Annotated in this window: 23 protein-coding genes; 13 read left to right on the forward strand and 10 right to left on the reverse strand. The window is 58.2% G+C overall.

The window, feature by feature from the left end; translation table 11 throughout:
* Window positions 1-34 precede the first annotated feature (34 nt).
* Window positions 35-1,435, reverse strand: coding sequence for an NAD-dependent dihydropyrimidine dehydrogenase subunit PreA (gene preA / locus OHL21_RS18530; RefSeq protein ID WP_263418778.1), 1,401 nt, complete (start codon window positions 1,433-1,435; stop codon window positions 35-37).
* Window positions 1,428-2,738, reverse strand: a complete 1,311-nt coding sequence (locus OHL21_RS18535; RefSeq protein ID WP_263418779.1) for an FAD-dependent oxidoreductase — start codon at window positions 2,736-2,738, stop codon at window positions 1,428-1,430. The genes preA and OHL21_RS18535 overlap by 8 nt, the downstream gene beginning before the upstream one ends.
* Window positions 2,739-3,052: 314 nt before the next feature.
* Here OHL21_RS18535 and OHL21_RS18540 point away from each other — a divergent pair, with 314 nt between their 5' ends.
* The 5 genes from OHL21_RS18540 (at window position 3,053) to OHL21_RS18560 (ending at window position 10,355) form a co-directional block, all read left to right on the forward strand.
* Window positions 3,053-3,895, forward strand: a complete 843-nt coding sequence (locus OHL21_RS18540; protein ID WP_263418930.1) for an acyl-CoA desaturase — start codon at window positions 3,053-3,055, stop codon at window positions 3,893-3,895.
* Window positions 3,896-4,024: 129 nt separating this feature from the next.
* On the forward strand, window positions 4,025-5,329 hold the full coding sequence (locus OHL21_RS18545; protein WP_263418780.1) for a right-handed parallel beta-helix repeat-containing protein: 1,305 nt from the start codon (window positions 4,025-4,027) through the stop codon (window positions 5,327-5,329).
* A gap of 76 nt (window positions 5,330-5,405) precedes the next feature.
* Window positions 5,406-7,739 carry an LPS export ABC transporter permease LptF gene (lptF, locus tag OHL21_RS18550; RefSeq protein ID WP_263418781.1) on the forward strand — a complete coding sequence of 778 codons (2,334 nt, stop codon included), beginning with the start codon at window positions 5,406-5,408 and terminating at the stop codon, window positions 7,737-7,739.
* A 207-nt stretch (window positions 7,740-7,946) separates the two neighbouring features.
* Window positions 7,947-8,579, forward strand: a complete 633-nt coding sequence (locus OHL21_RS18555; RefSeq protein ID WP_263418782.1) for an FKBP-type peptidyl-prolyl cis-trans isomerase — start codon at window positions 7,947-7,949, stop codon at window positions 8,577-8,579.
* Between the two features lie 21 nt (window positions 8,580-8,600).
* On the forward strand, window positions 8,601-10,355 hold the full coding sequence (locus OHL21_RS18560) for an ABC transporter ATP-binding protein (protein WP_263418783.1): 1,755 nt from the start codon (window positions 8,601-8,603) through the stop codon (window positions 10,353-10,355).
* Window positions 10,356-10,448: 93 nt separating this feature from the next.
* On the opposite strand, the gene fliS is transcribed toward OHL21_RS18560, so the two are convergent.
* From fliS to OHL21_RS18575, 3 genes are all read right to left on the reverse strand, one after another.
* Window positions 10,449-10,925 (reverse strand): flagellar export chaperone FliS, encoded by a 477-nt coding sequence (gene fliS / locus OHL21_RS18565; protein WP_263418784.1) that lies wholly within the window; start codon window positions 10,923-10,925, stop codon window positions 10,449-10,451.
* A 3-nt stretch (window positions 10,926-10,928) separates the two neighbouring features.
* On the reverse strand, window positions 10,929-12,290 hold the full coding sequence (gene fliD / locus OHL21_RS18570) for a flagellar filament capping protein FliD (RefSeq protein ID WP_263418785.1): 1,362 nt from the start codon (window positions 12,288-12,290) through the stop codon (window positions 10,929-10,931).
* A gap of 123 nt (window positions 12,291-12,413) precedes the next feature.
* Entirely contained in the window at window positions 12,414-13,268 is an 855-nt protein-coding gene (locus OHL21_RS18575) for a flagellin (RefSeq protein WP_263418786.1), read from the reverse strand.
* 211 nt (window positions 13,269-13,479) lie between these two features.
* On the opposite strand from OHL21_RS18575, the gene OHL21_RS18580 reads away from it, so the two are divergent.
* From OHL21_RS18580 to OHL21_RS18595, 4 genes are all read left to right on the forward strand, one after another.
* Window positions 13,480-13,731, forward strand: coding sequence for a flagellar FlbD family protein (locus tag OHL21_RS18580; protein WP_263418787.1), 252 nt, complete (start codon window positions 13,480-13,482; stop codon window positions 13,729-13,731).
* Between the two features lie 12 nt (window positions 13,732-13,743).
* Complete coding sequence (locus OHL21_RS18585) at window positions 13,744-14,511, forward strand: flagellar motor protein (RefSeq protein WP_263418788.1); 768 nt, start codon at window positions 13,744-13,746, stop codon at window positions 14,509-14,511.
* A gap of 4 nt (window positions 14,512-14,515) precedes the next feature.
* A complete protein-coding gene (locus OHL21_RS18590) occupies window positions 14,516-15,394 on the forward strand; it encodes a flagellar motor protein MotB (protein ID WP_263418789.1) in 879 nt (292 codons plus the stop codon).
* 415 nt (window positions 15,395-15,809) lie between these two features.
* On the forward strand, window positions 15,810-16,445 hold the full coding sequence (locus OHL21_RS18595; RefSeq protein ID WP_263418790.1) for a non-canonical purine NTP pyrophosphatase: 636 nt from the start codon (window positions 15,810-15,812) through the stop codon (window positions 16,443-16,445).
* Here the strand turns inward: OHL21_RS18595 and OHL21_RS18600 are convergent.
* A complete protein-coding gene (locus OHL21_RS18600; protein ID WP_263418791.1) occupies window positions 16,429-17,574 on the reverse strand; it encodes a hypothetical protein in 1,146 nt (381 codons plus the stop codon). The two genes, OHL21_RS18595 and OHL21_RS18600, sit on opposite strands and share 17 nt — an antisense overlap.
* Window positions 17,575-17,805: 231 nt before the next feature.
* Here OHL21_RS18600 and OHL21_RS18605 point away from each other — a divergent pair, with 231 nt between their 5' ends.
* From OHL21_RS18605 to sdhB, 3 genes are read left to right on the forward strand one after another with little or no spacing between them, the layout of a single operon-like run.
* A complete protein-coding gene (locus tag OHL21_RS18605; RefSeq protein WP_263418792.1) occupies window positions 17,806-18,567 on the forward strand; it encodes a succinate dehydrogenase in 762 nt (253 codons plus the stop codon).
* 25 nt (window positions 18,568-18,592) lie between these two features.
* The gene (sdhA, locus tag OHL21_RS18610) at window positions 18,593-20,374 is read left to right on the forward strand and encodes a succinate dehydrogenase flavoprotein subunit (protein WP_263418793.1); all 1,782 of its coding nucleotides are present in this window, start codon (window positions 18,593-18,595) and stop codon (window positions 20,372-20,374) included.
* Window positions 20,375-20,385: 11 nt separating this feature from the next.
* Window positions 20,386-21,144 (forward strand): succinate dehydrogenase iron-sulfur subunit, encoded by a 759-nt coding sequence (sdhB, locus tag OHL21_RS18615; protein ID WP_263418794.1) that lies wholly within the window; start codon window positions 20,386-20,388, stop codon window positions 21,142-21,144.
* A gap of 67 nt (window positions 21,145-21,211) precedes the next feature.
* Here sdhB and OHL21_RS18620 read toward each other — a convergent pair whose 3' ends face one another.
* The gene (locus OHL21_RS18620) at window positions 21,212-21,751 is read right to left on the reverse strand and encodes a DinB family protein (protein WP_263418795.1); all 540 of its coding nucleotides are present in this window, start codon (window positions 21,749-21,751) and stop codon (window positions 21,212-21,214) included.
* A 281-nt stretch (window positions 21,752-22,032) separates the two neighbouring features.
* Window positions 22,033-22,908 (reverse strand): hypothetical protein, encoded by an 876-nt coding sequence (locus OHL21_RS18625; protein WP_263418796.1) that lies wholly within the window; start codon window positions 22,906-22,908, stop codon window positions 22,033-22,035.
* Between the two features lie 57 nt (window positions 22,909-22,965).
* On the opposite strand from OHL21_RS18625, the gene OHL21_RS18630 reads away from it, so the two are divergent.
* Window positions 22,966-24,723: a DUF885 domain-containing protein gene (locus OHL21_RS18630; RefSeq protein WP_263418797.1), complete on the forward strand. Its 1,758-nt coding sequence runs from the start codon at window positions 22,966-22,968 to the stop codon at window positions 24,721-24,723.
* A gap of 87 nt (window positions 24,724-24,810) precedes the next feature.
* Here OHL21_RS18630 and OHL21_RS18635 read toward each other — a convergent pair whose 3' ends face one another.
* Window positions 24,811-24,999, reverse strand: coding sequence for a hypothetical protein (locus OHL21_RS18635; RefSeq protein WP_263418798.1), 189 nt, complete (start codon window positions 24,997-24,999; stop codon window positions 24,811-24,813).
* A gap of 247 nt (window positions 25,000-25,246) precedes the next feature.
* Window positions 25,247-25,513 (reverse strand): hypothetical protein, encoded by a 267-nt coding sequence (locus tag OHL21_RS18640; RefSeq protein ID WP_263418799.1) that lies wholly within the window; start codon window positions 25,511-25,513, stop codon window positions 25,247-25,249.
* Window positions 25,514-25,673: the final 160 nt, after the last annotated feature.

The raw sequence follows: 25,673 nt of genomic DNA on the forward strand, positions 1-25,673 counted from the left end.
CTCGGGCCCTTGCTCCCTGCCTCTGGGCCCTGTCTCAGCATTGTTCAACGATCCCCAGCTTCGCAGTCCGCTCTTCCCACGTCTCTGGAGCAAGACCCGCTGGGACTTCCTTCATGGTGATGCAATCTTCCACCGGACAAACTAACGAACACAGGTTACATCCGACACACTCGGTCTCGTCCACCCGCGGGATTCTGGCAAGCGGCGCCTTATAGAGTCCCGGAGAGACCGCCGGCGGATCCATCTTTGGAATACGAGTCACCGCGATCGAGTTCATCGTGGCATGGACGGCTTCCATGGGCTTGCGATGCACTTCAACGTGCCCGTCCACCGGCCCGGTTACCCGGTCCGTGTGAATGCACTGGTGAGCTCCGTCCCAACAGGCGATGTGGCAGAGGTCGCACCCGATACACAGTGACTCATCGATCTGCGCAACGATCTTGTAGTTGAGATTCAGGTGTTTCCACTCGGTCACTCGCGGCAGGCTCAGGCCACGGAAGTCGTCGAGCGTGGCAAAACCCTTCTCGTCCATCCACTGCGACAGACCGTCGATCATGTCTTCGACGATGCGGTAGCCGTAGTGCATCACCGCGGTGCAGACCTGCACCGTGCCCGCCCCTACCAGCAGGAACTCTGCCGCATCGCGCCAGGTGCCGATCCCGCCAATGGCGCTCATCGGCAGCGCAGAGGCCGGATCGGCCATTACCGACTGCACCATATTCAGCGCAATGGGCTTAACTGCCGGACCGCAGTAGCCTCCATGCGAGCTCTTACCATCCACGTTCGGCCGTGGCGTGAAAGTATCCAGATCAATTCCGGTGATGGAGTTGATGGTGTTAATCGCAGACAGCGCATCAGCCCCTCCCAGTTTCGCCGCGCGGGCCACCACACGAATATCTGTAATGTTCGGAGTCAGCTTCACCAGCACCGGCGTACACGCGACCTCCTTTACCCATTCGGTGATCATCTGCGCATATTCCGGAACCTGCCCGACGGCCGATCCCATGCCCCGTTCGCTCATGCCATGGGGACAGCCGAAGTTTAGTTCCAGTCCGTCGGAACCGGCATCTTCCGCACGCTTTACCATCTCGTGCCAGACATCGCGGCGCGACTCCACCATGAGGGAAGCGATGACCGCGTGTTTGGGATACCGGCGCTTTACCTCGGCAATCTCCGCCAGATTGACCTCAATGGGCCGGTCACTGATGAGCTCAATATTGTTCAGCCCCATCATCCGCTGTCCCGCCCAATCGACAGAGCTATAACGCGAGCTGACATTGGTGATCGGCTCACCGATCGTCTTCCAGACTGCGCCTCCCCAACCGGCGTCAAAGGCGCGCATGATCTGTTCACCGCAGTTGGTGGGCGGCGCACTTGCCAACCAGAACGGGTTGATACACTCGATACCGGCAAAGGTCGTCTTCAGGCTAGCCATGAGCCACCTCCATTACTCCCAAAGCTGCCGTGATCCCACGTGCGGCTCTCTTGCCATCGGCGACCGCATCCACCACTTCGCGTCCGCCGTTTACGCAGTCACCGCCGGCGAAGTACTTGGCATGACTGGTGGCTCCGGTGGCGCGGTCCACCACAACACGCCCTTTGGCGAACTGGATTCCTTTCACCGAAGACAGCCACTCCGCGAGTGGAGACTGACCAATCGCCGGCACCACGACTTCGGCCGCGAGCTCGGTTCGCATGTCGCCGACGACGAGATCTCCGGCCTCATTGATCGAGGTCGCGGCACAAATCAGCGTACCCGCCTCCAGCGCAATCGGCTGCCGCCACCACAGGAACTTCACACCCTCCTGCAAGGCGTGTTCATATTCAAAGCCGAACGCCGACATCTCCTCGGGCCCGCGGCGGTAGACGATGTGAACCTCATCGGCACCGAGCCGTTTTGAGGCCACGGCCGCGTCAATCGCGGTATTGCCACAGCCGATAACAGCCACGGTCCGGCCGACGGAGAGAATCTCTCCGGTCTTGTATCCAGCGATCAGGTCGAGTGCATCCATCACGCCGGTCTCTCCACCGGGGATACGGAGCCGGTGCATCTCTCCAAGCCCAACACCTAGAAATATTGCGTCGAATTCCCGTTCGAAAGCGGCAAGGTCTTCGCATCCGACCTCACGCTGCAGGATCTCCACGCCCGTGGCCTGGATCGCTTCTACTTCGCGCAGCGATTCGCTGACGCGCAGTTTGTACTCTGCAACGCCATAGGTGTTCAGACCTCCTGCGAGATCGCGCTTGTCGAAGACGGTTACCTGTACGCCGGCCTGGCGAAGCTCCGCGGCGCAAGCCAGACTTGCGGGGCCACCGCCGATGCAGGCGACCCGCAGTGGCAGCTCAGGACGCTGGCGAACGGGAATCTGCAGACCGCGCTCATAGAAGTTGTCCATGGCGTAGCGCTGCAGCCGGCCGATCATAATCGGCTTCTCAGCGCGGTGATGCATAACGCAAGAACCTTCGCAGAGCACCTCGACCGGACACACGCGGGCACAACTTCCCGCCAGCACGTTCGCTTCAAGAATGCTGCGGGCGGAGCCGGCGACATTGCCGGAGGCGATCTTCTTAATGAACCGTGGAACATCGATGTGTGTGGGGCAGGCAGCGGTACAAGGCGCGTCAAAGCAGTTCAGGCAGCGGTTGGCTTCCACCATTGCTGCCTGTGGAGTCAATGCAGGCTTCAGCTCCGGAAAACGAACTGTAATACCGGCATGTGGAGTGAATGCGGTGCCCAAAATCGTGTGCCCCCCGTTCCAACAAACTGATTGTAGAGATTGCAAGCTACCCCTTCCCACGGGGTAAGTCAATAGAATCAGGGGTTTCCCTATTTGTTCCCATAACCGGAAAGAAATGACCAGAATTACAGCAGTTCCGCTCCAAGACTGATAGTGTTAAAAGAACGTTTTTGCCGTCAAAGGAACAGATTTTGGCTAATACCGTACTCCCACCCACCGCGGAAGCACAGACGATTAACAGCACGTCTACCGTACCGCAGCCCTTCCTGGTAAGTCCTCCCCTGTTGAAGACGCGGCCCAACACCGAGGTCTTGATGGGCCGAGCCGCCCAGGGTGGAAAGATCAATTGGATTACGTCGATCTTCATGGGTGTATTCCATGTGGGGGCGATTGCCGCGCTCTTCTGTTTCTCGTGGAAGAACCTGGCTGCGTTTGTGGTGCTGTACTTCCTCGCCATCAACGTAGGCATCGGCATGTGCTATCACCGCCTGCTGACACACCGCGGCTACAAGGTTCCCAAGTGGCTGGAGTACTGCCTGACAATCTGCGGCACACTCGCTCTTGAAGGCGGACCAATCTTCTGGGTGGCCACACACCGTGTCCATCACCAGCTCAGCGACCACGAGGGTGACCCGCATACGCCGCATGACGGCACATGGTGGGCCCATGCGGGCTGGATCATCTCCGGCCGCACCCTGCACACGCACACCGCGATGCTGGCTCGTTATGCCCCTGACCTGACCAAAGACCGCTTCCAGGTCTTCATGTCGAAGTACCACTGGCTCTCGATCGCCACCGCCGCTGCTATCTGCTATGCCATCGGGGGCTGGTCGATGGTGCTGTGGGGCATCTTCCTCCGTACCGTTCTTGGCCTGCACTCCACCTGGCTGGTGAACTCGGCAACGCACCTCTGGGGATCGCGCCGCTTCGCGACTCGCGACGACTCCCGCAACAACTGGTGGGTTGCCCTGCTGACCGGCGGCGAAGGCTGGCATAACAATCATCACGCTCACCCGGTAAGCGCCCGCCATGGCCTGCGCTGGTACGAGTTCGATATCAACTACTACGGCATCTGGGTGATGGAAAAGCTCGGTCTGGCCAAGAAGGTTCTGATTGCGCAGTGGGATCCGCAAGATCCGCGGCCAGCCGGCAGCTAGCATCGGCTAGATTTTTCTTTGGCAGAGACCGCCCTCATGGGCGGTCTCTGCGTTTGCATGTAAAAATTTGCTATCGAGAACCCGGCTTCAGAAACCCGATTTTAAGGCTCAACCATCAAAAGGCTTCGCATGATGTCCAAAGCGCTCATCTCTCTGCTTCTTCTCGGCTCTGTGATGTATGCGCCGTCGCCTTTGCAGATTCTGCTCGCGGAGGCTCCCTCTGCCTCTTCTTCGGTACTCAATGTAAAGACCTACGGAGCGGTGTGTGACTGGAATGTAACCGGCGGAACAGATGACACGAAGGCATTCCAGGCTGCGATCGATGCGGCTCACGGCTTATATACAAAAACGGGCTCTCCCATCACCGTATTAGCCTCAAATTCTTGTGAGATCACCGGCACAGTTAATCTTCTCAGCGGAGTAACACTTTCCGGTCCGGCCAAGATCGTGATTCCCTCCCAGACCGCCAAAACACCGCGGACGACATTTCTCATTGAAGCCGCCGATAAAGTCTCCATCGAGAACCTTGAGATCGATGTCTTATCAAACAAGTGCGGAAACAATGCCGCCTGTAGCGCGATCCGGTATGAAGGAACCTCATCGGATAAAGCTGAGCATTCAGGGATCTATATCAGGAAGAACATCATCGTCGATTCGGCATGGGGGATTTTTGTACGTTATGTCGCCGGTTCTGGGTCCTTGAGAGATATCGACATCTCTTCCAACACCATAAAAAGCACTTTAACGTACACGGGAAGCGATGGAATTCATATAGCGGGCAGAGTAAGCGACTTCCGGATCACCGCGAACAAGATTGTGAATCGTGGAGACGCGGCAATCGCGGCCACCAGCGAAGCGCCAGAATACCGCTGCTCCCATGGGATCGTCCGCGACAACCTTCTGATAGAAGACCTGGTTGGCCTCGACAACGGCGGCTGCAGTGACATTACGTACACTGGCAACCACGTGAAGGCGACGGCTACGACCGGGATATCCAATCCCGCATTCCGTTCCTATCCCTATCACGACGTGAAACCGACCCGCGTGACCATTGAAGGGAACAGTTTCGAAAATCCTTCAGGCTCGCCCGATGTTGCCGCCAAAATCGACATGGCAGTGGTCTCAAAATTTATTCCCGATAACACCACTGAAAGCATCTTCACGGGAAATATCATCTCGTCGTTATACCTGCGGGGCTCGTCCATCCAGGTGCGGGACAACACATTTCTGCCGTCGGCAAAATTAACCCTGGACTACTATGGCCAGGCCAAGATTGCTTCCACGAATAACACCATTGGGCCGAATACCTGGCAGGGACAAGGGTCTATCACCGCCGGAGCCAATCCTGGCCTCTTAGGTAATAACCTTCTTGCGCCCCAGTTTGCGAATGGGGCCATCACAATCACCAACGGCGGGAACTTCGTCCATCCATAGTTGCAAAGAGATAGGGGTTCAAAGGCATTGGGTATCCAGGCCCACGCCCATCGCGACTCTCTATAATTTGAACTGCGTGCGCATCCTGACCCGGTACATTCTGCGTGAGTTGCTCTCCCACGCCCTTCTTGGCGGCGCACTCTTCACTTTTGTGCTTTTCATGCGCGACCTGGGGAAGATTCTTGAATTGGTCGTGCGCGGCTCGGCGCCGCTGACCGACGTCTTCCGCATCTTCCTCTACACCATCCCCAATACGCTCACGCTCACGCTGCCCATGTCCGTCCTGGTCGGCGTGCTGCTTGGCCTTTCGCGGCTCGCGGCCGACTCCGAAGTGACGGCGATGCGAGCCAGCGGCGTCGGCGTGCTGGATTTCACCCGCATCGTCTCTATCGTCGCGGTCGGAGCCTTTGCGCTTGGACTCGCCAACTCTCTCTACCTTGCGCCACGCTCTGCCTCTGCACTCATCCAGATCGAGAATGAGTTGAAGCAGTCGCAGGTCAGCTTTGAAGTACAACCTCGCGTCTTCTATGAGGACTTCAAGGACTACGTCCTCTATGTGCAAGATGTAGTGCCCGGCGTTGGCGCGGCACAGTGGAAGCACGTCTTTCTTGCCGACTTGGCGCATCCTGCCTCGCCCCTCATCACCACTGCGAATGAAGCGGTCGTGGTCAACGGCGGGAATCAGACTCTCCGCCTGAGCCTGCATGCGGGCGGTCAGCACCAGATCGCTGCCAACGATCCGAACCAGTACAACATCTCTACCTTTACCGACAGTGACCTGCCGATCAGCGCTGGAGGGGCCGACGACACGCACATCACCCGGCGCAATACTCCCCTGCTGGCAATGCCGCTGCGGGAGTTGATGCGCGCCGATGCGCCGGACCGGATTCTGCGGCGCATCGAACTGCAGAAGCGCTTCTCCTATCCCTTCGCCTGCTTTGTTTTGATCCTGGTGGGTGTGCCTCTCGGCCTGTCATCACGCCGTGGCGGTAAGTCAACGGGTTTTGTGTTGACCATCCTTCTCGTCTTCATCTACTACCTGCTCTCTTCCATCGGAGAAGCGGTCGCGCGACAAGGCAAGCTGCCCGTCGTAGCAGGCATATGGGCAGCCAATCTCGTCTTTGCGTTCGCAGGCGTTCTTCTGCTGTGGAGACTTTCGGTGGAGACGATTCCCCTGGGCCGGCTTGCCAGCATGGGACAGTGGATAGCCGCCCGTCTCAAGCGGGGTAAGACGCAATCAGAATCCGAACAGGCTGAGACCGTCTCCACAGACCGGAGTGCGCGCAGGACCATCTGGGGCTTTCCTTTGCTGCTGGACGACTACGTCATGCGACAATTCGTCACCAACTTTGCACTGGTGCTCTCGTCGTTCGTAGCGTTGTCGCTGATCTTCAGCTTCTTTGAGCTGGTGGGAGATATCATCCGCAACCGTACGCCGCTTGTTACCGTGGGCGACTACCTGCTGAACCTGATCCCATACATGCTCTACAACCTGGCCCCGCTGTGCGCCCTGATCGCCGTTCTGGTCACCTTCGGCGCATTGAATCGCACCAGCGAGATCACGGCGATGAAGGCTACCGGCATCTCGCTCTACCGCATTGCGGCGCCAGTCCTCGTGCTCGCAGCGGTGTTAGCGGCGCTCCTGTTTACCTTCGACGAGTTCTACCTTCCCTCCGCGAACAAACGGCAGGAGGCCCTGCGTTCGGTCATCAAGGCACGGCCTGCACAAACCTTTCTGCGTCCGGACCGCAAGTGGATCACCGGTCAGACCACCGGCGGTGACGAGCCGCTCCGCATCTTCTACTACCAGTTCTTCAACCCGGACATGAACTCGTTCGCGAACCTGACCGTCTTCGAGTTCCAGCCAGGAACCTTCGCACTGCAGCGTCGCATCTTCGCTACCAGCGCGCACTGGGACCAGAGCGCCCGTCAATGGATCTTTGAGAACGGCTGGCAGCGAACCTTCGATAAAGAGTCCGTCGCCAGCTATCAGCCCTTCACCGTCTCCCTCTTCCCCGAGATCCATGAACAGCCCAATAACTTCAAGAAGGAATTCGCGACCGCTCAGGAGATGTCCTTCGCGGATCTGACGCGATACATCAACGACCTGAAACAGTCTGGCTTTGACACCATGCGGCTGAGGGTGCAGTTGAACCACAAGATCGCCTATCCACTTGTGACTCTGGTGATGGCGATACTGGCGATTCCGTTTGCACTATCGATGGGCCGCAAGGGATCACTTGCCGGCATTGCCGCTGCCATCGGCCTGGCTGTCGCCTACTGGGTGGTTGCCGGCCTTTTTGAGGCAATGGGCAACGTGAATACGCTGCCTCCGATGCTGGCCGCCTGGTCGCCGGATATCCTGTTTGCCTTCGCCGGCGGCTATCTCCTGCTCCGCACCCCGACCTAGAGCATTTTCCCTGTTGCTTGGTATCCCGGGAGAGGAGTGTAGCGGCGTTTTCATTGCGGAAAACGCCCATAGATGCGGAAGCCCTACTCTACACCTACAGTAAAAATGCTCGAAGTTTGATCGCCAGGCTCGAACCGGATAAACCGCCCTGGTCTCCGGCATATCCGATACAGTTAACTGGACGCGCCCAAGGAGCTTATCCCCATCGTGAAAATTGCTGTTTTCAGCCTCGCCCTCACCACTTCCGCCGTTCTGGCACAGAGCGGAGCTACCACGCCAAAGCCGGCGACCTCTCCTGCAACCCACCGCCCGGCGGCGACAGCCGCTCGTAAGCCTGCAGGCACAGCCGCGAAGGCTCCCGCCGCTGCCTCCGCCACCGACCCGGCCTTCAATCCAAAAGGAGCGCCGGAGGTCACGGGAACACCTAAGACTCTTTACGCACTGACCTACATCGATACCAAAATCGGCGATGGTCCGCTGGCAGAAGACGAGCGGTTCTACACCGTGCACTACACCGGCTGGCTGCCGGACGGCACCAAATTCGACTCCTCGGTCGACCGTGGACAGCCTTTTGTCTTTCCCCACGGCGCCCGGAGGGTCATTATGGGCTGGGACACCGGCTTTGAGGGAATGCATGTCGGCGGCAAACGCCGCATCCTCGTCCCCTGGCAGCTCGCCTACGGAGCCGCCGGTCGTGGCCCGATTCCGCCCAAAAGCCCTCTGGTCTTCGACATCGAGCTGATCGCCCAATCCGCTACGCCACCGGAGCCGCCTGCACAGCCCGCACAACCTGCACCTTCTACCCCGCCTCCCGCATCTACTTCGGAGCAGCCAAAGTAAGCAGGAGACCGCCCAAAGCTGATGTTTGAACGTCTGTCACCACTGTTTCCCTACCTGAAGCGCTATCGCCGGCAACTGGCGACGGGTGCGGTGGTGACCGTTCTCTATAACGCCAGCAAAATTACGCTGCCGAAGATTATCGGCTCGGCCGTGGACGACATGCGCCTGGGAGTTACCCGGGAGAAGATCTTCCATCATGGACTGTTGCTTTTTGGCGTCGCGGCATTAAGTGCCGTCTTTCTTTACCTGATGCGGCAGATCGTCATCGGCGCCAGCCGCGAGATCGAGTTCGACCTGCGCAACGATCTCTTTGAAAACCTGCTGCGACAGCCGCCGAGTTTCTATCACCAGCACCGCACCGGCGACATCATGGCGCGAACGACCAATGATCTCAACGCCGTCCGCCAGCTTCTGGGCCCCGCCATCATGTACAGCGCCAATACGCTGGTCTTTACCGCGGCCGCGCTTCCCTACATGTTGAAGATCAGCCCGTGGATCACTTTGTGCGCCTTCGTTCCTCTGCCCATCGCGTCGGTTGTGGTGCAGTACTTCGGCAGCCGGATCCACACCAGATTTGAGCGCATTCAAGCAATGTTCTCTGAGATCTCCGCCAAGGCCCAGGAGAACTTCTCTGGCGCCCGCTTTATCCGCGCCTTTGCGCAGGAGGAAGCAGAGATTGCCTCATGGGAGACCGCCAATCAGGAGTACATCCGCCGCAGCCTGCTCCTGGTCCGCCTCATGGCCATGCTGTGGCCCACGCTCGAGTTTGTTCTCGGCTTCGCCATGGTCATCACACTGCTTGTAGGCGGCCATGAGGTAGTAAAAGGACACGTCTCCGCCGGAAACTTCACAGCCTTCGCCATCATCATCGTCCAGCTCACGTGGCCGATGATCGCTTTGGGCTGGGTTGTCAACCTTTTCCAGCGCGGAACCGCCTCAGTTGTGCGCATCGACGAGCTGCTGAAGTGGGTTCCAGCCATCGACGACTCCGCTGTGGATTCAGCGATCGCAGCCGATCTGAAGCTACGCGGCGATATTGAGTTCCGGAATCTCAACTTTGCTTACGGCTCGAATGCCGCAGTGCTGCACGATATCACCCTCACGATACCCGCAGGCTCTTCACTCGCGATCGTCGGTCCTACCGGCTCTGGCAAATCCACCCTGGTGCATCTGATTCCCCGTCTTCTGGATGCGAAGGGAGACCAGGTGCTGATCGACGGCGTTCCCATCCGCCACTATCCTCTAGACGTCTTGCGCTCCAATATCGGCTTTGTTCCCCAGGAGACCTTTCTCTTCTCAGAGAGCATCCGTGAAAACATTGCCTTCGGTGTCCAGGATGCTACCGACGAACAGATCGTGCATGCCGCGACCACAGCCCACATTGCAAAAGAGATCCAGGAGTTTCCCAATGGATTCGACACCGTCGTAGGTGAGCGCGGCATCACACTTTCGGGCGGCCAGAAACAGCGCACGGCGATTGCACGTGCTCTGATTCGGGAACCACGGATCCTGATTCTGGACGATGCGCTTGCATCCGTCGATACTTACACTGAAGAGCGCATCCTCAGCGGCCTGAAGCAGGAGATGCAAGGCCGTACCACCATCTTCATTTCGCATCGAGTTTCAACTGCGGCAAACGCCGACCAGATTGCGGTTCTCATCGATGGACGTATCGCCGAACTCGGCACCCACGAAGAGCTACTGGTGAAAGGCGGATATTACACCAGCCTGTTTGAGAAGCAGCAGCTCGAAGAAGAGATCGCTGTAACCGCGTAAAAGTCTGGCGTTGAGCGCTACCCACAAAGAAGAACGCATCGAGCTCTGCTCGATGCGTTCTTCTTTCATCCAAAAACTTGGAATCGCTTGGACTCAGGCGCTCCACCGGGCGCCGGCCTGTGCACCGCCCTCGGCCATGTGAGCCTGAGCTACTACCGCCGGAACCATCTGGCCCTCGCGCGTACGCAGATCGCGCGGAAGCACCGCCTGAGCCTCAGGATCGCGTGCTGCGATCGCCCATGCATCACGCACATCACGCACGCAGTGGATGACCTCTTCGAACGTCTCCTTCGAGTTGTAGTAGGAGGCTTCCAGTGTGAGCTGGAACATAGCAGCATAGAAATCGGCGAGAGACGTTGTCGTCTTGGTGCACACATCCGTGCGCAGCGTGCTCTGCAGATAAATGAGGATATCGGTTACCCGCTTCACCGCCATACGGCGGCCATAGACATCGTCCTCTTCCACAGACTGGACGGCGCGATAAAGGTAGCGAAGCACACCATCGTACAGTGCCACGACGAGATCGATGCCGGTAGCTCCGGCGAGAGACTGCTGCTGATATCCGTTCATGGGTTATCCCTTCGTGTTATAGCCGGTCAGAGCCGAATAGATCTTGTTGATCTGATCCATCTGGGCTGGAATCGACTGCAGGATCTGGTTCGCTGCCGTCAACTGGCTCGTGAGCCTAGTTTTGAAATCGGCAATTCGGTCCTCTTCATTAGAGATACTGTCGTTAAGAGCCTTCTCTTTTGAAGTATTTTCCTGCTGGGCTAGATAGACCACACCTTTCGTTGAGGTCGATCCTAGTCCGTCCACAACGGATTTGAAGTTTTGTCCAAAGCTATCAGAGTTCTGAAGGAATCCCACTACATCGTCGAAGTTACTGGTAAGAGTGGACTCCAGCGCCGTGGCATCAAAACTCAGAGTTCCATCCTTCGCAACAGTGATGCCGAGCTGATCGATACTCTTGACGGATCCAGTGTTTGTACCGCCAAACAAGGCACCCGATAGCGCCTGCTGCAACATCGAAAGCGTCGATGTTCCGGCCAACGGCGGCGCTGTACTGCCTGAAACTACTTTTGATTGCGCGGCAAGTTCCTTCGCTACGGTGTTATAGGCACTGACAAAGCTATTGAAGGCTGTCTCGATAGAGCTGTTGTCATTGGCGATTACTACCTGGACCGTCGATGACGGATCTGCCGAGACAAGCTGGAAGGAAACACCTGGAATGGCTCCAGAGACCGTATTGGAGCTACTGGTAACCGTGACACCGTCGACGGTGAGCTGTGCATCGCTTCCCGTCTGTCCCTGATTCATGGTGAGCGCGCTTCCATTGTTGTCGCTCAGGTTACCCGTGATGGTCAGCTGTCCTGCAGCGCCGCTCGTCTGACTGACAAACGAAAGTCGCGACCCGCTTGAGTCTGTAATTACGGAAGCACGTACACCGATGCCGGCGAGATTGATCGCCTTGGCATAATCGGCAAGCGATGAGCCGGAAGCAACATTGACCGTCTGTGCCGTTCCACTTCCCACCTGAAAGGTGAGGGAGCCGCTGATCGATGTCGCGGAGCTGGAAAGCTGGCTGGTGTACATGGAAGACGTCTTAGCCAGCGATGACACCACAACGCTGTGGCTGCCGGCAGTAGCCGTGCTGGAGGCTGAAGACAAAGAAAGGATGTTGTTATCGGAACTGGAGCCCTGCTTCTGGGCCATCACGCCGGCAAAGTCAGTCAGGCTGGTCAGGGCGCTATACATCGTCGACAGATCGGTGCCGATCTGCGACAGCACGGTGTCCTGACTCTGCAGCGAGGTGAGCTGATCCTTCCATGCCGTCTCGACGCCCTGACGGATGGAGACGATCGACGAGACTGTTGTAGCGACATCGAAGCCCTGGCCGCTGGTGGCTGAACCGAATGCTAAGCCGACTGTACCCATATGTGTGTTCTGCCCTTGGTAATGGCACGTCAGTGACCAAACCTAACCTGAGGCGAATTAAGTTCCTGCAAGAAAATCGGCGGACGAGTCGTAGAGACCCGCCCGCCGTGCTGAGGAAGTTGATTATTGCAGGAGCTTCAGAACCTGCTGCTGCGTCTGGTTGGCCTGGGCCAGGGCGCTGATACCGGTCTGGCTCAGCACCTGGAACTTGGCCAGGTCGCTGGTTGCGGTGGCGTAGTCCGTGGAGCGGACGCTGGACTCGGCCGCGGTCAGGTTTTCGGACTGCGAAGTCGCAACCGATGAAGCGGAGTTGAGCTGGTTGATGTTGGCGCCGATCTGGCCGCGCTGATAAGCAACGCCCGCGATCGCGGAGGTCAGGCTGGTAAGAACGGTCTGGGCAGTGGAAGCCGTCAGAGTGGCAACAGCGGTGGCGGTGAAATCCACGCTGGAGCCGGCGGCATTGATGCCGACATGGGCCGTGCTGAGGGCTCCGGTCGTGTCGCTGAACACCGTCGCACCCGAGCTGGTGCCGTCAGAAACGAAGATCGTGGTCGCGGTGCTGGAGAATACGGCGTTGCCGTTGAAGTTCGTCGCGGAACCGATATTGCCGATTTCCGACAGAATGTTCTGATACTCCTGGTTTGCAGCGCTAACCTGCGAGTTGTTCAGGGTGCCGTTGGCAGCCTGGGTCGCCAGGGTCACAGCGCGGTTCAGAAGGTTGGTGACCTGCGAGAGGGCGCCGTCAGCGGTCTGCAACAGACCGATACCGTCGCTGGCGTTACGAGCCGACTGGTTCAGAGCGGCAACGTTGGCGTGCAGGCCATCAGCCAGGGCCAGACCGGCGGCGTCATCGGCGCCGGAGTTGATGCGCGAACCGGAAGAGAGCTGCGTCAGGGTGTTCTGCAGGTTCTTCTGGGTCGACGCGAGGTTGTTCTGTGCGTAGAGAGCAGAGATGTTGTTAAGGACACTCAGGGACATTGGTATTCACTCCTTTAATACGTCAAGAAAGAATTGCGCTTTGCCTGCCTGGTGTCCTCTCTTGCGATTGGCACCTCGCGGAAGGCTCCGCGTTCACCTACCTCATCGGTCTGTCCCGAAAGAACATTAGCCAGAAATGTAAAAGTACACAAAAGTAATGTGTTGCCCCCAATGGCCGATAACAAACAGGAATAACGGAGTTAGATCCCCAATGATTGAGCTCACACGCCTGAACGGTCACGCTCTCTACGTAAATGCGGACCTTATTAAGTACATTGAAGCGGCCCCGGATACGATGATCACCCTGGTGACCAATGAGAAGACCGTCGTCCGCGAAAGCTGCCAGCAGGTCATTGAGCTGGCCCATCAATATAAGGCCAACCTGCTTCGTTCCACCTGGCCGACAGCGGCGGACGCGCTGACGGCCAAGTTCGCCCACAACATCGAAGAGACCTCTCGGTAAAAGGACTAGACCATGGATATCGCAAGCATCGCCGGTATTGTCATTGCGCTCCTCGGCATTCTGGGGGGCATGATGATCGAAGGCGGCCAACTCGCCCAGATCACGCAGCCGACCGCGGCGATGATCGTCGTCGGCGGCACCGCCGGCGCCGTTATGCTGCAATTTCCCCTCAGCATCTTCCTCGGAGCACTTAAAAAGGTCGCCTCGGTCTTTCTGCATAAAGGCGCCGACAGCCAAGCCTTGGTGAAGCAGCTCGTGGATTTTGCCAACAAGGCCCGTAAAGAAGGCATTGTCTCCCTGGACACGGAACTGGCCAAGGTCACCGATCCCTTCCTGAAGCAGGCGATGATGCTTGCCGTCGACGGCACCGAGCCGACCGAGCTCCGGAAGATCATGCAGCTCGAGCTCGACAACAAGAGCGAGATCGAGGAAAAGATCCCCCAGGTCTTCGAGTCCGCTGGGGGGTTCGCACCGACTGTAGGCATCATTGGCGCCGTACTCGGCCTGATCCAGGTCATGCAGCACCTCGACAACATTGACGAGGTGGGCCGAGGTATCGCCGTCGCCTTTGTGGCAACCATTTACGGTGTGGGACTGGCGAACCTTATCTGTCTCCCTGCTGCAGGCAAACTGAAGATCCGCCACCGCGAGGAGACCATGATCAAGGAGATGATGCTCGAAGGCGTCGTCAGCATTCTTGAGGGGATGAACCCCCGCATGATGGAAACCAAGCTTCGCACCTTCCTGATGGAAGCCGGTCACGCAGAGCAAAAGGCATAGCGCCATGGGTAAAAAGAAACACGCCGAACACGTCAACCACGAACGCTGGCTCGTCTCTTACGCAGACTTTATCACCCTGCTGTTCGCCTTCTTCGTCGTGCTCTTCGCCTCATCGCAGAGCGACAAGAAGAAGGAGAAGCAGATGGCTGCGGCGATTAAGGCAGCCTTCTCCGATACACGTATCTTCGATATGCACTCGGCGACGCCTGCCCTGACCGATGGCGGCGCCAGTGTGGATACCAAGCCGATTGAGATGCCGCTTCCCACGGCTCCTGAGTTCGGAAGTGGTAACGGCAATGGAAACGGTGACGGACAGGACGTGGCAGCGCAGATACGGAAGGCGATCGAACGAGCCGCTGCCAAGCAGATTTCGGCGGGCGCCATCTCGATTCACCAGGCGGCTGACGGTTTGACCATCTCGCTGCAGGAGGGTGGCTTCTTCCCTTCTGGCTCGGCCGAGCTTCGGATGGACTCACAGGGGATGCTGGATCACATTATCGCAGCCCTTCCTACCAACATGAAGATCCGCGTGGAAGGACACAGCGACAATCGCCCCATCCATACGGCGCAGTTTGCCTCTAACTGGGAGCTCTCCTCGGCACGCGCTTCCGCGATTGCCCGTGAGATGCTGACCCGCGCCAGGTTCGATCCAGCAATGGTTTCAGCCGCAGGATATGCGGAATACCACCCTGTAGCCTCCAATGAGACCGAAGCCGGCCGCGCACAGAACCGCCGCGTCGACATTGTGGTACTGCAGCTTACCTCTGCTCCGCCTCCACCTCCGATGGCCCCTGCTCCTCGTCGGGTACACAATGAAGCGTCGACAGCATCGACCAGCGAACCCGGCATCGTAAAAGATGCATTGCCACATTCCACACCCTGACCCTACCCTCTCGTTCCAGGGCGTATCGAGGGGGTGCCCAGCCAGTTCTGCTGGCTGGGGTGAAGCGCAGCGGAGAAATCTGCTTCTCTACCGATGTCCTTCTGAGCTGATGAAAAAGATGGGCGCGCATAGCGCGATACCCCACGCTACACCCCAGCGAACAAGTTCGCTGGCCTGGCCGACTATTCGTACGATGCTTTCTGCGCCATCGGCCGCCATTTCGTCTGCTGTAAACGCATCGGCAATCCCGATATCCAGCAGCTCAGCAGGCTTATGGGGAACATTCGATCGTGGACGCGCGGATACCAAGCCCCCTTACAGAGCGATTATTACTCCGGGGACCGCATCCATTCGCTGCAGCGACGTGCGGCTTCGCTTAATATCAACCGGGAGCTGTCCCACGCTGAAAGAACGCATGACCATCTATCTCGCAACCACCAATGCCGGCAAGCTGCGCGACTTCGCCGCAATTGCGCGTCAGCACGACGTGACCGTTGACACCTTGCCGGGGCTGGTCTCCATCCCCGAGGCGCCGGAGGATGAGCCCACCTTCGAAGGCAATGCTATCTCCAAGGCGCTTTACTACTCGAAACGTGCTCCAGGGATGCTGGTGCTTGCCGATGATTCCGGATTAGAGGTCAAGTGTCTGGAGGGTGCTCCCGGGGTTCGCTCTGCACGTTATGCCGACGACCAGCACTTCCCCCAAACGCCCGGGGCCACCAAAGATGAACGCAACAACGCCGCTCTACTGCACGCGCTGGACGGCATTCCGGAGAACTGCCGGCAGGGGAGTTACCGCTGCGTTCTTGCCCTGGCGCGCGATGGAGAACTGTTACTGACGGCTGAGGGCTCCGTCGATGGCCTGATCCTTCAGTCGCCGCGTGGCGAGAACGGTTTCGGCTATGATCCACTCTTCTTTCTGCCGGAGCTGGACCAGACGATGGCAGAGGTCTCCACTGAGCAAAAACAAAGGCTCAGCCATCGCGGCCGAGCCTTTGAGTCGCTGCTGCGGCAACTCGATACTAAAGGCGCCTCTATTCCGCCAGCTTGAACTCCGGTTCCGCTTCGCTCCAGGCCATGCGCAGACCGTGCCAGAAGGGCGCTGACCCCATCATGCGCACCGCTGTGAGGCTGGCGCCGATGTACCAGGGAGCCCGTCCCTTCTGCCACATCGCCGAGATCGGCTGCATCACGCCGTCCGCATCGGGGTGAAAGACCCGCTCATCCCATTTGCGAGAACCTTCAGGGAACTCCGGATAGTTACGGATGGCGGCAAGCGTCGACTCCAGCACACGGTGCTTCCAGGGCTCGGCGTACTGGGGCATGAAGTGGACGTGGCTCACGCGCTCCACCCGAACCTCGTGAACGAACTCCGCAAAGCTGGTCGCGCGCGTCAGGTTGACGTTCGCATTCGGCTCCGTACCATGACGATCTCCACCGCTGATGAGAAGCATGCCCCAGCGCTCCGCCAGAGCGATCACATCCCGGTTCTCGTGCCAGTTACGCAGACCATTCAGCTCCAGGGCGTGGACAAAACCGCCGCAATCACGGAGGAAGCGTTCAACCTCGATAATGTGGCGCTCAGGTCCGATGTCATACAGGTCCCACAGGGGATGATTGAAGACGATGAGCACCTGCTTGATCTCGTGCAACTCGGCCAGGATCGAGCGCAGCTCCTGCTCGTTCGGCGTAGCGGTCAACACCTCCATGCGGGCCACCCACTGCTGGCAGGTCTCCGCCGGCAGATTATGGATCCCAAGGTGGAAGGTCGTGGCTCCAAATGGCGCACTCCACTCCGTGCTGATCGGCAGATCTTCGGCGGCATTGGTGGCGCGCAGCAGCAGCGGAGCGTTGATGTCGTCGTGATCGCTGATGGAGACCATGCCCGACAATTGCAGCCCATTTTCGATCTGTCCCCGCTCCAGATCCAGCGCCTGCATCGGCGTCAGCGGGGGGGTCCAATAGGCGCGATCGAAGTCCAGTTTCAGACCATATCGGCCGGCGCATTTTTCTTCCCGCGACCGGACAAACCGTTCCAGCCATGGAATCTTGTTGCCCATCGCGGCGATAAAGTTCAGCGTCTCCTTGGACTGGTTCGTATGGCTGTGCAACGAGACACCGCTCCGGAATACCCGGGTATTCACACGTTCTTTCCAGCTACAGGTAATGACGCTTGACATCGATCAGGCCCTCCGTCCCTAAGGTCGCTCGGAATACGTCAACAGGCGTTCAGCGGCAAAAGAACAGTCGATGAAAAATGCACCAAAAATGGTACAGCGCAAAATCGCACATTTTTCCGATAATCGCACGCGGAAGCCGGCTTTTCCTTGACCCCGGTTTTCCGGGGGCGGAATAATACGTTTGCCGCAGCTTCAGGCTGACATTCGTACTTAGAGGAGCGACCTCTCATCATGGCGATCACCGCCCCAGCACCGCCTGCTACCCCGCCTCTGAAGGGCGTTCAGCCGCTCCGCGCCGAAGGTAACTCCTTTCTCTGGCGCCGTCTGCACTCGCTGACCGGCATTGTCCCGATCGGCGCCTTCCTCATCGAACATATCGTTTCGAACTTCGAGGTCGTCAATGGACCGCTGGCTTACGCCCAGCAGGTCAAGTTCCTGAATGGTCTGCCCCTGGTCCGGGTGCTGGAGTGGGGCCTGATTTTCATTCCCCTGCTCTACCACGCGCTCTACGGCGTCTTTATTGCCGTCCGCGGACGCAGCAATGTGAACGTCTATCCGTGGGCCGGGAATTGGATGTACCTCTCTCAGCGCGTGACCGGCCTGATCGCGTTCGCCTATATTCTCTATCACGTCCTGACCCAGCGCTTTATGGGCGTAAGCCTGCCGGAGCATCCTGGCCTGGCATATGCCAAAGTACAGTTCGAGCTGTTGTCGCATTGGTATGCAATTCCGGTCTACGTCATTGCGATGATCGCCACCTGCTGGCACTTCGCTTACGGTATCTGGCTCTTTGCGGCCAAGTGGGGCATCACACCGGGCAACGTCGCCCGCAGGCGCTTCGGCTGGGTCTGCACCATCGGCGGCGCCGCACTCTGCATCATGGGCCTGGTCAGCATCTTTGCTGTGGCCTACAGCCGCCCATATTCGCCTGATGATGTAATGCCGGCACAGTACAACAACGTCGTCGCACCGACGGTTCCACCGCAGCAGTAACTCGAAGAAGGACATACACAAGACTATGGCTGCAGCTACACCCAGGATTATTGTCGTTGGCGGCGGACTTGCCGGTCTCTCCGCCGTCATCAAGATCGCCGAAGCCGGCGGTAAGGTCGACCTGTTCTCTATCGTTCCGGTGAAGCGTTCGCACTCTGTGTGCGCGCAGGGGGGCATCAACTCCGCCAAGAACCTGAAGGGCGAAGGCGACACTCCGTTCAAGCACTTCGACGACACCATCTATGGCGGCGACTTCCTCGCCAACCAGACGCCCGTCAAGGCCATGTGCGAGCAGGGACCGGCCATCATCGATCTTCTGGATCGCATGGGCGTGCCATTCAATCGCACTCCCGAGGGCCTGCTGGACTTCCGCCGTTTCGGTGGAACGCTCTATCACCGCACCGCCTTCGCCGGCGCTACCACCGGCCAGCAGCTTCTTTACGCTCTCGACGAGCAGGTCCGCCGCTTCGAGTCCGAAGGTAAGGTCCAAAAGTACGAGGGCTGGGAGTTCCTGTCGGCCATTCTCGACACGAACGGAGCCTGCCGCGGCATCGTGGCCATGAATCTCCGCTCCATGGAGCTGAAGACCTTCCCCGCCGACGCCATCATTATCTGCACCGGCGGCAATGGGGCCATCTTCGGCAAGTCCACCAACTCGGTGGTCTGCACCGGTTCCGCCCAGTCTGCTCTCTATCAGCAGGGCGCGTTCTACGCGAACGGCGAGTTCATCCAGGTGCACCCTACTGCCATCCCCGGTGAAGACAAGCTGCGGCTGATGTCAGAGTCGGCCCGCGGCGAAGGCGGTCGCGTTTGGGTTCCTAAGGACCGCAACGACAAGCGCCAGCCAAACTCCATCCCGGAGACAGAGCGCTGGTACTTTCTGGAAGAGTGGTATCCGAAGTACGGCAACCTCGTACCTCGTGATGTTGCGACTCGCGCCATCCATAAGGTGGTGTACGAGCACGGCATGGGCCTCGATGGCCAGCCGATGGTCTACCTGGACGTCTCGCACCTACCGCCCGAGCGCCAGCACAAACTCGAAGGCATTCTCGAGATCTACGAGAAGTTCGTCGGTGACGATCCGCGCAAGGTTCCAATGAAGATCTTCCCCGGCATGCATTACACGATGGGTGGCCTGTGGGTAGACTTCAACCAAATGACCAACATCCCCGGCGTCTTCGCCGCGGGTGAGGCCGACTACTCCATCCACGGCGCCAACCGTCTGGGTGCGAACTCACTGCTCTCATGCATCTACGGTGGCTTCGTCGCCGGACCGAAGGCGATGGAATACGCCAAGGGTCTGGCCCCGCAGCAGGGCGACGGCGGTCATGCCGCTGAGCTCATCCGCCAGCAGCAGTACAACAACATTCTGCTGAACAACCAGGGCACCGAGAATCCGTTCCAGATCTGGCGCGAGCTGGGTGACACGATGACCCGTCACGCCACGATCATCCGCTACAACGCGGGTCTTCGTGAAGCGGATCAGAAGATCGTCGAGCTGATCGAGCGGTACAAGAAGATCAACCTCTCGGACAAGAGCCAGTGGGCCAATACCAGCTTCGCCTTTGCCCGCCAGCTCTACAACATGCTGCAGCTTGCCCGCGTGATCGTTCAAGGCGCAGAGCTGCGCGACGAGAGCCGCGGAGCCCACTACAAGCCCGACTTCCCGGACCGTAACGATGAGAAGTTCCTGAAGACGACTAAGGCGGTCTACGACGACAACAGCGACGCTCCGAAGTTCGAGTGGGAAGACGTCGATATCAGCCACATCAAGCCGCGGCCCCGCCGCTACGACGCCACCGCGTAAGGGAGAACAGAATGCCGACCACGATTGAAGTCGAAATCAAGCGTCAGAATGGTCCGGACGGATCAGGCGCCGTCGAGAATTTCTCGATTCCCTATCGCCCGAATATGAACATTACCTCTCTTCTTGGCGAGATCGCATTGAATCCCGTTACAAAAGAGGGCAAGGCGACCACACCGATTACCTATGATTCGAACTGCCTGGAAGAGATCTGTGGTTCCTGCGCCATGCTGATCAACGGCAAGGCCCGCATGGCGTGCTCGTCCCTGGTGGACAAGATGCTGGAAGAGGGTGGCGGTAAGATCAAGCTTGCTCCGCTCTCGAAGTTCCCTGTGGTGCGCGATCTCGCTGTCGATCGTTCTGTGCTCTTCGAGAACCTCAAGAAGGTCAAGGCGTGGGTACCAATCGACGGGACCTATGATCTGGGCCCCGGCCCCAAGCAGGCTCCGCAGATCCAGGAACAGCGCTATCCGCTCTCCAACTGCATCTCCTGCACCATCTGTATGGAGGTTTGCCCGCAGTTCAATGACGTCACCAACTTCGTAGGCGCAGCCACGATTGGTCAGGCCAAGCTCTTCAATATGGATCCCTCGGGTTCTGTGCTGAAGGAAGAGCGTCTGCGTGCGCTCTCCGGCGACGGTGGCGTGCAGGAGTGCGGCTTCGCTCAGAACTGCGTCCAGGCCTGCCCCAAGGGGCTTCCGCTCACCGAGGCCATCAGCGATATCGGCCGTGATGTCTTCGTGCAGAAGGTCAAGGACTTCTTCCGGGCCTAACCAACAAGAAAAACGAAGGGCTGCCAGGCAGTTGCCGGCAGCCCTTTCGTTTTTAACAGAGATATTTTTACTTCACGCCGTTCGCTGGATTCCAGGTTCCGTGCAACTTGCGGACAAAGATCATCTGGCCGACGTGATAGGCATTGTGTGTGCTGATGTGCGCGATATCGGTAGCGTGCTTCTGGAGCTCTGCCTCGGAGCAGCTCGCGACATAGGCTTCAAGATCGGTCAGGACCTTATCGAGATCTTTTTGCGTCTGCGCCCAATTGGCCGCGTTGAAAGCGTTGAAGGTCTCGTCGTTGTTGCCGTTGAACTTGGGGACAGGCTTGCCGGTCATCTTTGCAAGTTGTTCGCCATTCCAGAAGATAAGGTGGTTCGCGAGCTGACCGACGGAGTGATTGCCCGAACCGTCAGTCCAGGCGGCCTGTTCCGGAGTGAGCCCGGCGACCGCATCGTTAGCCGGTACGAACCATTCTTTGCTGTTGTGGGTGGATTTGAGCTGAGCCAGCAGAATAGAGCGGAGCGTGGGTGAAGTTTCCGGTTTCTTCGTCTGTGCCAGGACGAACGCTGGAGCGGCAAGAAGAGCGAGGACAAGCAGTCGTTTCATAGACACATCCAAGGGGATTTTGAGTACAAGGCATTTTACGCACTCCGGAAAGGTGCGGTTCCGTCAGAAAACAACATCGGGAGTACCCATACGCTGGGTGCCCCATCGCATCGCGATGGGTGGGATATCTCGCGAAGCGAGACCGCTTCTGACCGTTTGGGCCAGAAAGTATGGAGAGGAAGCAGATTTCTCCATCCCCGTTGTCATTACGAAATGATAAAGACGATTCGAGCTACGCTTGAACATCCCACCCAGTGCGTGGGTTATCTCGAATTTGGCACTTAGCTCTTTCTTAACTGCACCAGGCGTCCTGTCAACGCGGAGATATCGCTCAGGGCGGCGTCGCTGACTTCCATTGCACGTTGCCGTCGTGCTTCGCGAATCTCAGGCTCTTTTCCTTTGATCTGGTATTTCGTCTGCCTAGCGCTCGCCGCTGTATTGACCCACCTCTGAGCCTCAGATTGCACCGTCGCACTCTGTCCTTCCTGCGCCGCCTGGGCGATCACAGCGTCAGTCTGAGGAGTCTGCGCGAAGAACATGGCTGTCAGCAGCGTGGTCTTGGTTTCATCCTTTTTCGCCTTGTTGAATTCGGTCACCAGAGCATCCGCCCATTTGCTTTCGGGAAGAGGAAGCAGTAGAAAGACGAGCGCCATCGGGCGCTTGAGGGTCATGTTCTGTTGGGTAAACGTAACCGTGAATTTCGGGTCGTCGAGAAGGTGCAGCGCGGCCTGGGTTACATCAGCGCCATCGACCGCCAGGCGATGCACCATGTTGAAGTACGCCAAGGGAGTGACATCGGCCAGATCCGCACTCGGCAGCGAATCGGCCGCAAGCTGCTCATCGTCAGGAGAGTGGCTCATGCTCAGCAGCAGGGCGGCGCCGTCATACCGGAAAAAACGCGGTGTCGCGGAGTTCTTCAACTCTACGCGCAGCATGGGCAACATCGCCGCAGGATCGGCCTTCACGTCCTTCCAGAAGGAGTCCATCTCAGAGGCCTTTGCCTTCTGCTGTGCCGGAGTTACCAGATGCGGAGAAAAATTGTAGACATTGACGACGCGGGTATGAAAATCCCGCTGGGTGGCGTCTGTGACCTGCCCCAGGGCCGTTCCGGCGATGAGACAGGCGAGCATCCATCCCATAAAAACACGTGCTCGCATTAACTTCCTCCTCACAATTAGATGCGGTACCCTAACCCTTCATCACTGAGAAACAGCATGAAAATTACAGCCGCCGCGCTTCTGCCCCTCCTCGTCCTCCCCCTGCCGGCACAGGATCCGCAGCCCGCCTGGGTAAAGACCTCTGACGCCTATACCCAGCTCCTGCTCGATCTGGATAAGAAATATTCGCCGGAAGAGGCCTCTGCGCAGGGCCTCTCTCAGTTCGACGCCGAGATTTCCATCCCGACACGCGCCAATGAAGACGCCAAGCGCAGGGACGCGGAAGCCGTTGTGGCAAAACTCGCCGCGGCGGAAAAGACGGAGAAGGATGAACTGGTCCGCCAGGACCTGGAAATCCTGATCGACAGCTCCGAGCGCGCCTTCAGGCATGAGGACTACTCCCGGGCGCACTCCGTACCGTTCATCAACGCCGCCGGATATGTCTATGGCGGGATTGAAGCTCTGCTGGACGATCAGGTAGCTGCTGACCGGCGCAAGGCTGCCGTCGTTCGTCTGGCGAAGTACACCGGCCAGGTGAAGGGGTTTCAGCCGATTACCACCCTTCTGCGCCAACGCACGGAAGAACAGGCCGCAAAGCCGAACATGATCTATCCGTCGAAACTACGGATGGAGACGGAACTCTCCCGCAACAAGGCACGGATCGATGGAATCGCCGATCTCTTCAAGAAGTACAAACTCACCGGCTGGGAGGCCAATTACGCGCTACTGCAGAAGCAGATCGCGGATTACGACGCCTGGCTCAAGACAACAGTCCTTCCCAAGGCCCGGACCGACTTCCGCCTCCAGCCGGAAGAGTACGCTCTAAACTTCGCCGATTACGGCATCGACATCTCCCCGGCGCAGATCTCCCGGATGGCGCATGCGGCGTTCCTGGACTATCAGGCGCAGATGCAGCAAGTCGCCACCCGGATCGCAACGGAACAACACCTTCCCAACTCCGACTACCGGGCCGTCATTCGGCAACTGAAGCAGAAACAGCTCTCGAACGACGAGATTCTGCCGTTCTACGAAAAACGCCTGCATGCGATTGAAGAGATTATCCGGACGCAGCAGCTGGTCACCCTGCCGGACCGCCCGGCGATCATCCGCCTGGGCACGCCTGCCGAGTCAGTACAGCAGCCGGCGCCGCACATGGTGCCTCCGCCATTCCTGAACAACACCGGTCAGCGCGGTGTCTTTGTCCTGCCGCTGAATATGCCTGCCGCCAATGGCAATGCGGCTCAGAAGGTAGATGACTATACCTACGATGCAGCGACGTGGACTCTGATCGCACATGAGGCTCGTCCGGGCCACGAGCTCCAGTTCGATTCCATGGTGGAGCACGGCGTCTCCAAGGCCCGTGCGTTGTTTGCATTCAACTCGACGAACGCCGAGGGTTGGGGGCTCTACGCTGAATACATCACACTGCCCTATATGCCGCTTGAAGGGCAGTTGATCAGCCTGCAGTTCCGCCTGCTGCGTGCCGCACGCGCTTTTCTGGATCCTGAGCTACAGTCCGGCAAAATCACACCGCAGGAGGCGATGCGGGTGCTTACCGAGGACGTCGGCATGTCCGTTCCGTTCGCCAATCAGGAGGTGGAGCGTTACACCTTCCGCATGCCGGGCCAGGCCAACAGCTACTTTTACGGCTATACACGCCTGCTGGAGTTGCGGAAGTCGACCGAAGCAGCTCTGGGATCCAAGTTCAATGCGCAACGCTTTCACGACTTCATTCTGGCGCAAGGCCTGCTGCCTCCAGGCTTGATGAAGAAGGCGGTCGAAGACCACTTCATTCCTGATGAACAGAAACGATAAATTCAAAACGATGAAGAAAGCCCCACTCATAGTGGGGCTTTCTCTCTTCTATTCGGGTTCACGCTCGTGGCGCTACTTCGTGAAGATTTACTTGGTAAAGATCTTACTCCCGGGGATTTTCCCCTCGTTCTGCTTCATACGCTGTTGACCGCGGCGAGCCGATTCCATCGCATCCTGATCCAACTTATTCAGGTTCTCCGTGTCTCCCTCGCGATGCACGAGTGCCTCATGCGACGGACGGGCTGGATCTTTGGTCGAATTTACGCCAGTACCCATTGTGAATCACCTCTCTGGACATACTCTGACGGCTGTGCCCCATCGAGCGTTGCCCCAAAAAAGAGAGCCCCGCTGCTCGCAGGGCTTTCCTCTCATTTGTTTCGAGTTAGAGCATTTTCCCCTGTTGCTGGGTATTCCGAAAGAGGAGTGCAGCGGTTTTCATTGCGGAAAACGCCCATAGATGCGGAAGCCCTACTCTACACCTACAGGGAAATACTCTCGCGCTCGCAGCGCTACTTCGTAAAGATTACTTGCTGAAGATCCTGGTGCCGGGAATCTTCCCAACGTTCTTCGTTATGCGTTGTTGACCACGGCGAGCCGCTTCCATTGCCTCATTCCTTATGTGCTCGTGCTCGTGTAAATGCTCTATATCCACGTGTGCTTTATCCAGATGCTCTCTATCCACATGCACTCTATCCACATGCTCTGTATCCACGTGTTCCCCTTCGCGATGCACCGGCGCCTCGGGAGACGGGCCTGCTGGATCATTGACCGATTTTGCGCCCATATCCATGGTGAATCACCTCTTCTATGTTTGACGCAGATCGAGGGGTGGAGGTCTCTAGAGAGCATTTTCCCTGTTGCCAGGTATTCCGGAAGGGGCATCTATGGGCGTTTTCATTGCGGAAACGCCCATAGATGCGGAGGCCCCTACTCTACACCTACAGGGAAAA

The sequence above is a fragment of the Terriglobus albidus genome (assembly GCF_025685425.1).
Lineage (GTDB): Bacteria > Acidobacteriota > Terriglobia > Terriglobales > Acidobacteriaceae > Terriglobus > Terriglobus albidus.

Excerpts from the sequence above, each read along its gene's own strand:
- OHL21_RS18580 (WP_263418787.1), top strand. The coding sequence starts at position 13,480 with ATGATTGAGCTCACACGCCTGAACGGTCACGCTCTCTACGTAAATGCG.
- sdhB (WP_263418794.1), top strand. The coding sequence starts at position 20,386 with ATGCCGACCACGATTGAAGTCGAAATCAAGCGTCAGAATGGTCCGGAC.
- fliS (WP_263418784.1), bottom strand. The coding sequence starts at position 10,925 with ATGAACGGATATCAGCAGCAGTCTCTCGCCGGAGCTACCGGCATCGAT.
- preA (WP_263418778.1), bottom strand. The coding sequence starts at position 1,435 with ATGGCTAGCCTGAAGACGACCTTTGCCGGTATCGAGTGTATCAACCCG.
- OHL21_RS18635 (WP_263418798.1), bottom strand. The coding sequence starts at position 24,999 with ATGGGTACTGGCGTAAATTCGACCAAAGATCCAGCCCGTCCGTCGCAT.
- sdhA (WP_263418793.1), top strand. The coding sequence starts at position 18,593 with ATGGCTGCAGCTACACCCAGGATTATTGTCGTTGGCGGCGGACTTGCC.
- OHL21_RS18540 (WP_263418930.1), top strand. The coding sequence starts at position 3,053 with ATGGGCCGAGCCGCCCAGGGTGGAAAGATCAATTGGATTACGTCGATC.
- OHL21_RS18605 (WP_263418792.1), top strand. The coding sequence starts at position 17,806 with ATGGCGATCACCGCCCCAGCACCGCCTGCTACCCCGCCTCTGAAGGGC.
- OHL21_RS18640 (WP_263418799.1), bottom strand. The coding sequence starts at position 25,513 with ATGGATATGGGCGCAAAATCGGTCAATGATCCAGCAGGCCCGTCTCCC.
- OHL21_RS18620 (WP_263418795.1), bottom strand. The coding sequence starts at position 21,751 with ATGAAACGACTGCTTGTCCTCGCTCTTCTTGCCGCTCCAGCGTTCGTC.
- OHL21_RS18590 (WP_263418789.1), top strand. The coding sequence starts at position 14,516 with ATGGGTAAAAAGAAACACGCCGAACACGTCAACCACGAACGCTGGCTC.
- OHL21_RS18575 (WP_263418786.1), bottom strand. The coding sequence starts at position 13,268 with ATGTCCCTGAGTGTCCTTAACAACATCTCTGCTCTCTACGCACAGAAC.
- OHL21_RS18600 (WP_263418791.1), bottom strand. The coding sequence starts at position 17,574 with ATGTCAAGCGTCATTACCTGTAGCTGGAAAGAACGTGTGAATACCCGG.
- OHL21_RS18630 (WP_263418797.1), top strand. The coding sequence starts at position 22,966 with ATGAAAATTACAGCCGCCGCGCTTCTGCCCCTCCTCGTCCTCCCCCTG.
- OHL21_RS18545 (WP_263418780.1), top strand. The coding sequence starts at position 4,025 with ATGATGTCCAAAGCGCTCATCTCTCTGCTTCTTCTCGGCTCTGTGATG.
- OHL21_RS18625 (WP_263418796.1), bottom strand. The coding sequence starts at position 22,908 with ATGCGAGCACGTGTTTTTATGGGATGGATGCTCGCCTGTCTCATCGCC.
- OHL21_RS18595 (WP_263418790.1), top strand. The coding sequence starts at position 15,810 with ATGACCATCTATCTCGCAACCACCAATGCCGGCAAGCTGCGCGACTTC.
- fliD (WP_263418785.1), bottom strand. The coding sequence starts at position 12,290 with ATGGGTACAGTCGGCTTAGCATTCGGTTCAGCCACCAGCGGCCAGGGC.
- OHL21_RS18585 (WP_263418788.1), top strand. The coding sequence starts at position 13,744 with ATGGATATCGCAAGCATCGCCGGTATTGTCATTGCGCTCCTCGGCATT.
- OHL21_RS18560 (WP_263418783.1), top strand. The coding sequence starts at position 8,601 with ATGTTTGAACGTCTGTCACCACTGTTTCCCTACCTGAAGCGCTATCGC.